Annotated in this window: 13 protein-coding genes; 5 read left to right on the top strand and 8 right to left on the bottom strand. The window is 65.0% G+C overall.

Annotation, left to right across the window (positions count from 1 at the left end):
- Nucleotides 1-1,311, top strand: a 1,311-nt coding sequence (locus tag QE494_RS00670; RefSeq protein WP_300040456.1) for an FAD-binding protein, incomplete at its 5' end; no start/stop codon positions are given.
- Nucleotides 1,312-1,416: 105 nt separating this feature from the next.
- Here the strand turns inward: QE494_RS00670 and QE494_RS00665 are convergent.
- Nucleotides 1,417-2,412 (bottom strand): tripartite tricarboxylate transporter substrate binding protein, encoded by a 996-nt coding sequence (locus QE494_RS00665; protein WP_300040454.1) that lies wholly within the window; start codon nucleotides 2,410-2,412, stop codon nucleotides 1,417-1,419.
- Between the two features lie 169 nt (nucleotides 2,413-2,581).
- Between QE494_RS00665 and QE494_RS00660 the strand changes: the two genes are divergently transcribed.
- From QE494_RS00660 to QE494_RS00650, 3 genes are all read left to right on the top strand, one after another.
- Entirely contained in the window at nucleotides 2,582-3,019 is a 438-nt protein-coding gene (locus tag QE494_RS00660) for a PH domain-containing protein (RefSeq protein ID WP_300040452.1), read from the top strand.
- Between the two features lie 125 nt (nucleotides 3,020-3,144).
- Nucleotides 3,145-4,146, top strand: a complete 1,002-nt coding sequence (locus QE494_RS00655; protein ID WP_300040450.1) for a tripartite tricarboxylate transporter substrate binding protein — start codon at nucleotides 3,145-3,147, stop codon at nucleotides 4,144-4,146.
- Nucleotides 4,147-4,170: 24 nt separating this feature from the next.
- On the top strand, nucleotides 4,171-4,923 hold the full coding sequence (locus QE494_RS00650) for a sulfite exporter TauE/SafE family protein (RefSeq protein WP_300040448.1): 753 nt from the start codon (nucleotides 4,171-4,173) through the stop codon (nucleotides 4,921-4,923).
- A 46-nt stretch (nucleotides 4,924-4,969) separates the two neighbouring features.
- On the opposite strand, the gene QE494_RS00645 is transcribed toward QE494_RS00650, so the two are convergent.
- From QE494_RS00645 to QE494_RS00635, 3 genes are all read right to left on the bottom strand, one after another.
- Nucleotides 4,970-5,950: a tripartite tricarboxylate transporter substrate binding protein gene (locus tag QE494_RS00645; protein WP_336619417.1), complete on the bottom strand. Its 981-nt coding sequence runs from the start codon at nucleotides 5,948-5,950 to the stop codon at nucleotides 4,970-4,972.
- 92 nt (nucleotides 5,951-6,042) lie between these two features.
- Nucleotides 6,043-7,008: a YafY family protein gene (locus QE494_RS00640; protein WP_300040446.1), complete on the bottom strand. Its 966-nt coding sequence runs from the start codon at nucleotides 7,006-7,008 to the stop codon at nucleotides 6,043-6,045.
- 206 nt (nucleotides 7,009-7,214) lie between these two features.
- The gene (locus QE494_RS00635) at nucleotides 7,215-7,469 is read right to left on the bottom strand and encodes a hypothetical protein (protein WP_300040444.1); all 255 of its coding nucleotides are present in this window, start codon (nucleotides 7,467-7,469) and stop codon (nucleotides 7,215-7,217) included.
- Here QE494_RS00635 and QE494_RS00630 point away from each other — a divergent pair.
- The gene (locus QE494_RS00630; RefSeq protein ID WP_300040442.1) at nucleotides 7,468-8,430 is read left to right on the top strand and encodes a YafY family protein; all 963 of its coding nucleotides are present in this window, start codon (nucleotides 7,468-7,470) and stop codon (nucleotides 8,428-8,430) included. The two genes, QE494_RS00635 and QE494_RS00630, sit on opposite strands and share 2 nt — an antisense overlap.
- Nucleotides 8,431-8,540: 110 nt before the next feature.
- On the opposite strand, the gene QE494_RS00625 is transcribed toward QE494_RS00630, so the two are convergent.
- The 4 genes from QE494_RS00625 to dnaB form a co-directional block, all read right to left on the bottom strand.
- Nucleotides 8,541-9,002, bottom strand: coding sequence for a hypothetical protein (locus QE494_RS00625; protein ID WP_300040439.1), 462 nt, complete (start codon nucleotides 9,000-9,002; stop codon nucleotides 8,541-8,543).
- A 3-nt stretch (nucleotides 9,003-9,005) separates the two neighbouring features.
- Nucleotides 9,006-9,314, bottom strand: coding sequence for a DUF4258 domain-containing protein (locus QE494_RS00620; RefSeq protein ID WP_300040437.1), 309 nt, complete (start codon nucleotides 9,312-9,314; stop codon nucleotides 9,006-9,008).
- Nucleotides 9,315-9,392: 78 nt separating this feature from the next.
- Nucleotides 9,393-9,623, bottom strand: coding sequence for a hypothetical protein (locus QE494_RS00615; RefSeq protein WP_300040435.1), 231 nt, complete (start codon nucleotides 9,621-9,623; stop codon nucleotides 9,393-9,395).
- 78 nt (nucleotides 9,624-9,701) lie between these two features.
- Complete coding sequence (dnaB, locus tag QE494_RS00610; protein ID WP_300040433.1) at nucleotides 9,702-11,099, bottom strand: replicative DNA helicase; 1,398 nt, start codon at nucleotides 11,097-11,099, stop codon at nucleotides 9,702-9,704.
- Between the last annotated feature and the right edge of the window lie 57 nt (nucleotides 11,100-11,156).

Genomic DNA, 11,156 nt, shown 5'->3' with positions numbered 1-11,156 from the left:
GCCATCCTCGGCGCTGGCGCTGCCGGCATGTTCGTCGCGCTCGCCGCGCAAGCGCGCGGCCTGCGCGTGGCGCTCTTCGAGCCGATGGCGGACACCCCCAACAACTTCGCCATCAGCGGCGGTCTGTTCCCGGCTGCCGGCTCCGCGCTGCAGCGCGCTGCCGGCGCGGAAGACAGCCCCGAGGCCTGGCTGGCTGACCTGCGCGCCTTCGCGCCAGGCATGGTCAACGAGAACATTGCCGAGGCCGTGGCGCTGGCGCTGCCTGCGGCCAGCGAGATGCTGGTGCAGGCCTGTGGCGCGCCGATCCGCTTCCTGCCTGAGATGGTGGCCCCGGGCCACAGCCGGACCCGCTTTCACAGCGTGGTGCCGGCCTCGGGCGCAGCCCTGCACGCCTGGTTTCGGCAAGCCTCGAGCGGGAAAGCAGGCATCGAGTGGGTCAGGCACCGGGCCGAGGTGACGCGCGGGACTGCCGGCTTTGAACTGCAAACGCCCGCAGGCCGCATTCGCGCGCCGCAGCTGGTGCTGGCCGGCGGCGGCTTCGGTGCCAACACCGAGCTGGTGGCCCGCTTCATCCCGGGCATGGCCGGCGCCCTGCACAACGGCTCACCCACCCAGGACGGCAGCGTGCTGCAGCTCGGGCTGGACTGGGGCGCGCAGGTCTGGGGCATGGACGGCTACCAGGGCCAGGGCCATACCAACCCCGGCGGTGTGACCCGCCTGGGCATGTCGATCCCGACGCTGGGCGGAATCCTGGTCAATCGGCAGGGGCAGCGCTTCATCGCCGAGGACATCGGCCCGTCGGGCCTCGCACCGCATGTGCTGGCGCAAGAGGGCGGGCAAGCCCTCGAGGTGTTCGACGCGGCGATCGAGGCCCAGTTGGGAAACCATGGGGCCTACCAGCAGGCGCTCAGAGCCGGCTGCGTGATGACCGACCCCAGCCTCGAAGGCCTGGCAATGCAAGCGGGCGTCGATCCGGTGGCCTTGTCGAAGGCGGTGGCAGACGCCGGCGCCTGCGCCCGGGGCGAGCAGGCTGACCCGCTGGGTCGCCGCGAGTTTGCGCGTGCGCTTGCCGCGCCCTTCAAGGCCTCTTGGGTGACCGGCGCGCTCTCGCACACCCAGGGAGGCTTGCTCACGCGAGACGACGGCGCTGTGCTGCACCACAGCGGCGAGGTGATGTCCGGTCTGTATGCGGTCGGCGGGAGTGCCGCCGGCCTCTCGGGCCGCGGCGCAGACGGCTACCTGCCAGGCAATGGCCTGGCCCAGGCCTTCGGTCTGGGCTGGCGGGTGGCGCAGGCGCTGGTCAAGGACTGAACAGGCCCCGCGGTTGCCTTCGCCCCCGGGGCACCCCGCGAAGAGATTTCGCTGGCGGGGCGACCCACGGAGCGACCCGATCAGGCCGCCCCGATTGGCGAGCGCTTATTCGGCCTTGGCGCCGGAGATCTCGACCGCGCGCTTGAACTTGCCCATCTCGTTGCGCTGGAAAGCCAGGGACTCCGCCGGCGTCGAGGCGATGATGGTGGCGCCCTGCGCCTCAAGCTGCTGGCGCACGCCCGGGTCGTCCAGCGCCTTCTTCACCTCGGCGTGGATGCGGCTCACCACCGCCGGGGGGGTGCCTGCCGGCGCCATCAGCAAAATCCAGGCGGTAGCGTCGAAGCCGGGGATGGACTCCGAAATCGCCGGCACACCCGGCAACTGGGGTGAGCGCTTGAGGGACGTCACCCCGAGGGCGACCACCGCGCCCGCTTTGATCTGCCCCACGAGCGAAGGCAAGCCCTCCACGCCCACCTGCACGTCACCGGCCATCACTGCCTGAACCGCTGGCGCACCGCCGCGATAACCCACATGGGTCAGCTTGATGCCGGCGTCGGCCTTGACCAACTCCATCACCAGATGGGAGGTGGTGCCCGCCCCCGAGGAGGCGTGGGCCAGCTTGTCCGGCTGCGCCTTGGCGGTGGCGATGAACTCGGGCAGGCTCTTGAAGGCCTGCTTGGGGCTGGTCACCACCACCTGGGGGAAGGAAACCAGTTGCGTCACCGGCACGAAGTCTTTGAGGGCGTCGTAGGGGAGCTTGGCAAACAGATAGGGGTTGATCGCCATCGTGCCGGGGGAGCCCAGGAGCAGGGTGTAGCCGTCGGGCCTGGAGCGGGCAGCAAACTCGGTGCCGATGTTGCCGCTGGCCCCCGTCTTGTTGTCGATGTTCATGCCCTGGTTGGTGTTGGCCGCCATCTTCTGCGCCACGATGCGGGCCACCACGTCGACCGCAGAGCCGGCCGCGAAGGGATTGACCCAGGTCACCGGCCGGCTGGGCCAGTCGGACTGGGCCTGGGCACCCAGCGGGGCCAGCAGGGGCAGGGCGAGCAGGGCAGGCAGAGCGGCGCGCGCCAGGTGGCGGCGCGAGAGGAACGAGGTCATGCAGGGTCTCCTTGTTGTTGAATGCGGGGGTTGCCCAAACCCGGCCGCCAGAAAGGGCGGGGGCCGGCAGGACCCGCCACCGCGTTTTATAGCGCAAAGGCGCCTCTCTATACTGCCAAGGGTTGCTGCGGGTCCCGGAGCGAGACCCCGAAAAACAGGCAAAACAAAAATGAATTCCAACGAGACCAACGTCTGGCAAGGCCGCACTTCCCAGTGGGTCAACTTCCCGGCGTTCCTGCTTTGGGGGCTGCTGGCGCTCACCGTCGTACTGCTGCCAATTTCAGCGGGCGTCATTCTGTGGCGCTACTTGGTGGTGCGCAACGAAGAGTACGAGCTGACCAGCGAGCGGCTCAAGCTGCACTCGGGCGTGCTGAATAAAACCACCACTGAAATCGAGCTGTATCGGGTGACCGACACCCAGTTCGAGCAGCCCTTCTGGCTCAGGCTGGTGGGCCTGGCCCATGTGGTGGTGATCTCCTCCGACAAGCTGTCCCCCCAAACCCAAATCCGCGCCGTGCCAGAGGCCCGCGCGCTGCGGGAGCAACTGCGGGCTCTGGTCGAGACTCGCCGCAACGTGAAGGGCGTGCGGGTCTCTGAACTGGAGTGAGGCGGGGTTGTTCGATCGCCGGGCGGCGGCCCCCAGGCCGCTCCGCTAAAGTCGCACTTCCAAAAAAGAGAGACCGATGCAGGCCAGCCCAACACCGGCCTCCCATGAATCACGGAGCCACGCTTATGAGCAAGCAAAACCCACATCATCCCTCACGCCGTCAATGGCTCGCCCAAGGCAGTGCCCTGCTTGGCGCCGCCTGGGCCACCCCCGCTGCCTGGGCGCAGACGGCTGCTGGCAGCAGCACCCCGATCCGCATCCTGGTGGGCGCCTCCCCGGGCGGATCAACCGACACCCTGGCACGTGCCGTCGGCACCGAAATGGGCAAACTGCTCGGGCGCCAGGTGATCGTCGAGAACCGCGCCGGCGCCGGTGGCAACTTGGCAGCCGACGCGGTGGCCAAGGCGGCGCCCGATGGCAACACCCTCCTCATGAGCTTTACCAGCCATGCCATCAACGCCTCGCTCTACCCCACCCTGCCCTTTGACCCGATCAAGGACTTCACCGCGCTCACCTGCGTGGCCACCCAGCCCTCGGTGCTGGTAGGCCACCCCTCCCTGCCGGTCAAGGACGTGAAGGAGCTGATTCAGTACGCCAAGACCCGTCCGGGCAAGCTCAATTTCGCGATCGGCGGCGTCGGCTCCTCACTGCACCTGGCGGGCGACCTGTTCAAGATGCAGTCGGGACTGTTCATCGTGAACATCCCCTACAAGGGCACGGCCCCGGCGGTGCAAGACGTCATCGCTGGCCAGGTCGACCTGATGTTCGCCCCCCTGGTCAACACCATCCCCAACATCCGCGCCGGGCGGCTCAAGGCACTGGGCGTCACCAGCAAGCAGCGCCTGCCGCAGTTCCCCGACGTGCCGGCGATCGCCGAGGCACTGCCGGGGTATGAGTCGAGCGCCTGGTTCGGCCTGTTTGGGCCCGGTCGCATGGAGCCGGCCCTGACCCGGCGCCTCTCCGATGTGGCCCGTCAGGCGGTGCAAAGCCCGGATGTTCGCCGCCGGATCGAAAGCGACGGCGCCACGGCGGTGGGCAACCCGCCGGAGGAGTTCTCGCGTTTCGTGCAGGCCGAGATTGATCGCTGGGGTCAGGTGGTGCGCTTCTCGGGGGCCAAGCCGGAGTAAGCAGGCTCCGACTCGTACCGCACCTTGATTACCGACCCCGCCTTCTATGCGGTAGCCGCGCCCGCAGTTCTCTTGCTGGGCATGAGCAAGAGCGGGTTCGGTTCCGGGTTCGGGTCGCTGGCGGTACCCATGATCGCCCTCATGGTGCCGGTGCCCCAGGCGGCGGCCATTCTCATGCCGGTGCTGCTGGTGATGGACCTGCAAGGCATGCACGCCTTCCGCGGTCATTTTGACAAGGCACTGCTTCGCTTCATGCTGCCCTTCGGGCTCCTGGGCATTCTCATCGGGCTGCTCTTGTTCAAACTGCTCGACGCCCGCTGGGTGGCCGGGCTGGTGGGCGTGTCCACCCTGGCCTTTCTGGCGCAACGCCTGCTCTGGCCGCCGCGGCCGGATAGCCAACCTCCCCCCCGGTGGCTGGGCGGCATCCTCGTGGCCTGCTCGGGCTTTACCAGCTTTATCGCGCACGCGGGCGGGCCACCCATCAATGCCTACGTCATTCCACTGAAGCTCAGGCCCCTGGTGTTCACCGCCACCCTGTCCTTCTTCTTCTTCGTCATCAACCTGAGCAAATGGGTCCCCTATGCCGCGCTCGGTTTGCTCGACATGACCAATATGGCCACCTCGCTGGCCCTGCTGCCGCTGGCGCCGGTGGGGGTGTGGATCGGCGTGCGGGTCGCGCATCGCATACAGCCTGAGCTGTTTTACCGGCTGATCTACGTAGGCATGTTCCTCACCGGTTTGAAGCTGGTGTGGGACGGCTTTTTAGCGGGCCCCTGAGCCCTGCAAGCCGCGACCAGACGCCCGGGGGTCTAGCTCTCGAGGTCTAGCTCTCGAGGTCTAACTTGCGCTCGCGCGCAACCTTGGTCCAGCGCTCGATGTCGGCCTTGATGTAGGCGGCGAACACCTCTGGCGTCATGGGTCGCAGGGCGACCGCCTCGGCCGAGAGCTTCTCCTGAAAGTCTGGCTGCGCCAGCACGGCGCCCAGCGCGTCGACCAGGGTCTTGGTCACCGGCGCCGGCAGTCCGGCCGGACCCATGATGCCGTACCACTGCTCGCCGTCGAAGCCTGGCAGGCCCAACTCCGCAAAGGTGGGAACCTCGGGAAAGAGCGGGTGCCGCTTCGGGCCAGTGACGGCCAGCGGCCGGATGCGACCGTTGCGGATATGGGGCGAGGCACCGGCCAGGCTGGGGAAGGAGGCCTGGGTCTGACCAGCGATGAGGTCCACGATGGCGGGCGCCGCTCCCCGGTAGGGGATGTGGGTCATGAAGGTGCTCGTCTGCAACTTGAACAGCTCGCCCACCAGGTGGGTCAAGGTACCCGCGCCGGCCGACCCATACGCGAGCTTGCCAGGCCGGGCACGGACATAGGCGACGAAGGACTTGAGGTCTTGCACCGGTACGCCGGGGTTCACGCACAGGACGTTGGGTGCGGTACCGATCATCCCGATGGGGGTGAAGTCCTTCAGCGCGTCAAAGGGGAGCTTGCGGGTGGCCGGCGCGGTGCCGTGGGTTGCCACGTAGGCTTGGATCAGGGTGTAGCCATCGGGGGCGGCGCGCGCCGTCGTCTGAGAGGCAATGACACCGCTGCCGCCGGCAATGTTTTCCACGGTGATGGCCTGCCCCAGCACCTTGGCCAGACGCTCACAGGTGTTGCGGGCAATCATGTCCGCGCCACCGCCAGCCGCCACGGGGACGATGTAGCGGATCGGTTTGGCCGCAGGGTAAGCGCCCTGGGCCCAGGCAAGGGGGCTGGCGGCTGCAGCAGATGCCGCCACCACAAAGGTTCTACGCTGGATGTCACGCATGGTCTTGTCTCACTGGCTTGTGTATGCCCGGGCAGCAGTCCCTGGGGGGCTCCTCGCTGCAAGCGTGGATCTGCGGGCGGATGGACGAGATGTTAGGCGTAAAGCGCGCAGATGGCACGCGCCGCTGTCTCTACGGCCAATCTCAAGGCGGCGTTACCCACCACTTCCACCTGGGCGCCGTAGCGCAGGATGTCCATCACCAAATCTTGCGGCTTATCGTAGGGCAGCATCAACTGCAACCGCCCATCGTCCAAGTAGTGAACTCGCTGCATCGGGTGCCACTGCTCCTTGCCGGCGACCTGCGCCGCCTCGGCAGAGAAGACCAGCACAGCCCAGTGATTGGGTTCACCAGGAAAAGCGCCGTAGCCACCGTCCATCAAGCGCTCGACTTCGGCCAAGGGGATCTCCACAGCCGCCTCCTCCATCACCGTCAACTCGGCGACTGAATCCAGGGCGATTCGGCGAAGTTCCTGCAATTCGTGGCACCAGCAGTCCAGGTACCAGGTTCGGTGGTGGACCAAGCGCTGGGGTGAAATGTGTTTCACCGCCTCGGCCTGGTCAGACCGGGCGGAATACACGAGGCGCAAGCGCTTGCGCTGCATCAGCGCCGTCGTCACTTTGTCGAACGCTGCGGCGTCTACCGCACGCTTGCCTGGCATTGAAAATCGAATGCGGTCGGCCAGCTCCCAACTGCCATCCGAATACGACAGCAGCGCCTGCACCCGCTGCAACATATCTTTCAGGCGCGGGGCCAAACCCTCCGAGGGATCAATCTCCGAAAGCAGGCGTTGGGCCAGCAGCAGCGAAGACAAATCGGCTTCACTGAACCAAATGCCTGGCATTTCCTGGCGTGGGCGCAGGGGCGACTCGGCCACTTGGTAGGTGCGCTCGAAGGCATCGTATTCAACCGGCGTACCCAACTGCTCGCGCAAGTACTTGAGGTCACGCTTGAGCGTTGCCGGCGAGACCTCCATGCGAACGAGCATCTCGTCAAAGCGCAAACGCTTGCGATCGCGCAGCAGGTTTGCGAGTTTGAAGATCCTTTCCGTGCGTCCCATGTCAATTCAATGTGCGCATGGCACCAAGAGACGTGCCGCACATAGCGGACGGGTGAATGCAAGACGAAGAGGCTTGAATTTCCACGAACTACAACAACACAATATCTGTTATTAGAAAAAAGAATGTTGGGGGTTTGGACGCTCAGTTTTTGAGCTTAGGGGGAATCATTGACTTCGGGTTTTCCCGCAAAATCCCCGGGATTGGCTCAAACAGATTTGCTTAAATAATGACGCAACTTTCCATTTATATGCTGAATGACCATTACTTTCAATGGGATAACCAATTCCGATTTGGCAAATAGGTAAAGCTCGCCAAGTGAGCCCGTTTGCTGGAATTTCATCCAGCCCGCCCTGCCAAAACGCGTGCTCCGTTGGCTCAGGCGGTGACCCGGTGTGGGCACAGACTCCAAGACTCTGGCAACCAACCCCCAGCCAGGCAAGCGCAATTCGAGGAAGTTCATGAGCGAATCCGTCCGCCTCTACCGCTATCAAACCCTCCTCGGCACCCGGCGTGCAGTGCCCACTCAGGAGTTCCTGGACGAACTGGAAATTTCTCTCGCCACCTTCAAGCGCGACATCGCCAAGCTGCGTGACCAACTGGGCATGCCCATCGTCTTCGACCGGGAGCGTGGCGGTTATGTGCTGGAGGGAAACGGCGCCAGCCCCCTGCCCGGGATGTGGTTCACACCCCAGGAGCTGGTCGCCTTGGCCACCATCCAACAATTGCTGGTTCAGCTACAGCCGGGCCTCCTTGCCGACACCCTGGCGCCCATCAAGACGCGTCTGGCCGACCTGCTCAAGACCCATGGCCTGAGTGACCGGGAAATGGCCCAGCGGGTACGCATCGTCCACGCCGGCAAACGCAACGTGCTGCCGCAGTCTCTCGAGGCCGCAGCCTCGGCCACCATGCGTCGGCGCCGCCTGCACTTCGTGCACTTCAACCGGGCCAGTGGGGAGCGGGTGGAACGAGAGGTGTCGCCTCAGCGCCTGGTGCTTTATCGGGACAACTGGTACCTGGACGCGTGGTGCCACCTGCGCCATGCACTGCGCAGTTTCGCGGTCGATGCGGTCGAGGAACCGCGCGTGCTGGACGACGAGGCCAAGGACATGGCGCCGGAGGAGATCGACGCCGTCGTCTACCACTCCTACGGCATCTTCGCTGGCAAGCCCCAGGCTTGGGCGCGGCTTCGCTTCACACCCGAGCGGGCCCGCTGGGTGGCGGGCGAGCAGTGGCACCCGGAGCAGGAAAGCCGCACACTGGAAGACGGTTCCTACGAGCTGGCCATCCCCTACGCCGACGACCGTGAGCTTATTGGTGACATCTTGCGATTCGGGCCCGACGTGCAGGTGATCGGACCGCAGGCCCTGCGGCAGAAGGTGCAGCAAAAACTGCTGGCCGCGGTGGGGCGCTACGTCGACTGAGCGTCAAGTCCCCCGGTCGCCGAGTTACCCAGTAGCCCGGTTGCCGAGCGGCGTCATCTACGCCCGATGCTGCGGGCACGCCGGCCGCTGGCCGACTGAACCGTCGCCGGTCAGGCGGGATCTGTCGACGCTTCCTCGAGCTGTGGTTTCCAGCCGGTTCGGAATTCGCGCACGACGATCCTTTGCTTGACTAAACGCTCTACCGTCTGCATTCGGTCAACGGCCAAGCGAATCGGCTCATTGCCATTCGCATGCGCGCCATAAAGGAGCCGGACGAATTTGTCGGCCCACTTCGGAAGGCGGCCGGACTTCTCCCAACGGGCCACGGACTGACCGTCGATCCCCATCATCTTTCCCAACGCAGGCTGCGACAACAGCATGCCACCCTGGCGGATGTACCTGAACTCAGTCCCCGTCAGGGGCGCCGCCTTTTTTGTGAGGGCAAGACAAATGGCGCGCGTGAGGCCGTCGGCGTCACGGACAGCAACCGCCTCACCATAGGGCGTCTTGTGCACCGTGTAGCCGTTGAACAGCCAAACGTTCTTCAGTCCCCCGTCGGTGTAGTGGTACATCGCTCAAACTCCATTCACATCGATCACCGTCACGACCGTTAACTCAGGCGCTGGATATTCCACATAGACGACGACGGCCACCTGCACGCCCGCGACGAAGCGCTCCATCCGGCACTTGAGGCCCGGCAAAGCCATTTCCGGCTCGGGCGGCCGGGTGACCACGCCCTGCCTCAGGACCTCCAGAGCCATTGCCTTATTGATCTTGCGCTGCCGCATTCGCAGCTCAGCATGAACCGTCCAGGCGACATGAGCTGAATCCGCAGCCGATTTGCGAATGTGGCGCTCAAACTGCCGATGGGACGGCTGATTCATTGGAGCAGATCCTATCATTTTGATAGGTCAAGCGCCAACTTGTCCCCGCTTTCGCAGGCCTCTGCCTTCTCCGCCGCGTCATGGCTCGTCGGGGTCGGCAAATCCAGTGAACAGGCTTCCATCGCTACCGACCACATTGCCAACGCCCGTCCGCGTGTACACCGTCCCCGAAGACGATAAACCCACCCGGTCGCTCACCTGGTTGATGACCTCCCCCGACGTCGAGACCCAGGTGTGGTCGCTGGCTCGGGTGACGACCTCGCCACAGTGATCGTCGGACACTCCAATCAGGCGCTTGAAGAAGGACACAGACAACTCCTGTCAGTGGTGGAAGGCATTGCGGGAAGAACCCGAACGCATCGGTCGGCCAACATCAGTCGACCAACATCAGTCTGCCAACGCCAGGTTCTGAAACTTGGTTTGCGTGTTCACGAACCCGAGCCTGGCCGTCCCGGTGGGGCCGTTGCGCTGCTTGGCGATGATGATTTCTGCCACACCGGGCTCCTTGCAGGCCTCCTTGGTGTAGTACTCGTCGCGGTAAATGAACATGATGACGTCGGCGTCCTGCTCAATGGCACCCGACTCGCGCAGGTCACTCATCATCGGCCGCTTATCGGTGCGCTGCTCCACGCCGCGATTGAGTTGTGAGAGCGCAATCACCGGGCAAGCCAGTTCCTTCGCCAGCATCTTGAGTCCGCGCGAAATCTCGCCCAGGGCAGTGGCGCGGTTTTCCTCGCTGGAACCCGCGCTGGTCGTCATGAGCTGCAGGTAGTCGACGACGATCAAGCCGAGCTTGCCGTCCCCCAACCGGGCCAGCCGCCGGGCGTTGGACCGCAGCTCGCTGACGGTGAGGCCCGGCGTCTCATCGATGTGCAACTGCACCCCGCGCAGCTGGTCAATCGCCTCCGCCAAACGCGGCCACTCTTCGTCGGCCAGTCGGCCGGTTCGAAGGTGGGTCTGGTTGATGCGACCAATCGACCCGACGATGCGCACCGCCAACTGGGCGGCGCCCATCTCCATCGAGAACACGGCGACGGGCAGCCGCTCATGAAGCGCCACATGCTCGGCGATGTTGATCGCAAAACTCGTTTTGCCCATGCTGGGCCGCGCCGCCAGAATGATCAAATCGCCCGTCTGCAGGCCCGACGTCATCCGGTCCAGATCGTAGAAGCCCGAGCGCAGACCGGTCACGTCGCTGGGGTTGTCGGCCCGCTCCTCGACCTTGGCGATCAGGTCCACCACCAGATGCTCCAGGGAATGGAAGCCTTGCGTGAGGCGGGAGCCCTCCTCCCCAATCTTGAACACCCGCTTCTCGGCCTCGTCGAGCAGGGTGGCAACTGGCTTTCCCTCGCCGTTGAAGCCGCTGGCGGAGATCTGGTCACCCACCGCGATGAGCTTTCGCAAGATGGCGCGCTCGCGCACCAGCTCGGCGTAGCGCTTGATGTTGCCCGCACTGGGCACGTACTGGGCCAGCTGGTTGAGGTAAGGCAAGCCGCCGACGTCGGCCTCACGGCCCTTGCCATCGCCGTGGGACCGCAGCTCCTCAAACACGGTCACCACATCGGCTGGCTTGTCGGCGGCAATGAGTGCCGCCAGTGCGCGAAAAATCTGGCGATGCTCGCCCCGGTAAAAGTCGCTCTCGGTGACCATGCCGTCGACCTGCTCCCAGGCGCCGTTGTCCAACAACAGCGCACCCAACAGGCTCGACTCAGCCTCGATGGAATGCGGGGGGATCCGCAGCCGCTCCCTGTCCAGCGGGATGACGTTGTCGAACTCCAATTGCACCTTCAATCCTCCTCAAATCGGCGTGAATTCGCCCTGATTTGCGAAGGTGCATGGTGT

Source organism: Ramlibacter sp. (genome assembly GCF_029866045.1).
GTDB lineage: Bacteria > Pseudomonadota > Gammaproteobacteria > Burkholderiales > Burkholderiaceae_C > Ramlibacter.
This window is presented reverse-complemented; position numbering and strand designations above follow the sequence as displayed.

What these genes read in the sequence shown, in the direction of transcription:
- QE494_RS00665 (WP_300040454.1), bottom strand. Translation starts at nt 2,412, where the DNA reads ATGACCTCGTTCCTCTCGCGCCGCCACCTGGCGCGCGCCGCTCTGCCT.
- QE494_RS00660 (WP_300040452.1), top strand. Translation starts at nt 2,582, where the DNA reads ATGAATTCCAACGAGACCAACGTCTGGCAAGGCCGCACTTCCCAGTGG.
- QE494_RS00655 (WP_300040450.1), top strand. Translation starts at nt 3,145, where the DNA reads ATGAGCAAGCAAAACCCACATCATCCCTCACGCCGTCAATGGCTCGCC.
- QE494_RS00645 (WP_336619417.1), bottom strand. Translation starts at nt 5,950, where the DNA reads ATGCGTGACATCCAGCGTAGAACCTTTGTGGTGGCGGCATCTGCTGCA.
- QE494_RS00640 (WP_300040446.1), bottom strand. Translation starts at nt 7,008, where the DNA reads ATGGGACGCACGGAAAGGATCTTCAAACTCGCAAACCTGCTGCGCGAT.
- QE494_RS00630 (WP_300040442.1), top strand. Translation starts at nt 7,468, where the DNA reads ATGAGCGAATCCGTCCGCCTCTACCGCTATCAAACCCTCCTCGGCACC.
- QE494_RS00635 (WP_300040444.1), bottom strand. Translation starts at nt 7,469, where the DNA reads ATGAACTTCCTCGAATTGCGCTTGCCTGGCTGGGGGTTGGTTGCCAGA.
- QE494_RS00625 (WP_300040439.1), bottom strand. Translation starts at nt 9,002, where the DNA reads ATGTACCACTACACCGACGGGGGACTGAAGAACGTTTGGCTGTTCAAC.
- QE494_RS00620 (WP_300040437.1), bottom strand. Translation starts at nt 9,314, where the DNA reads ATGAATCAGCCGTCCCATCGGCAGTTTGAGCGCCACATTCGCAAATCG.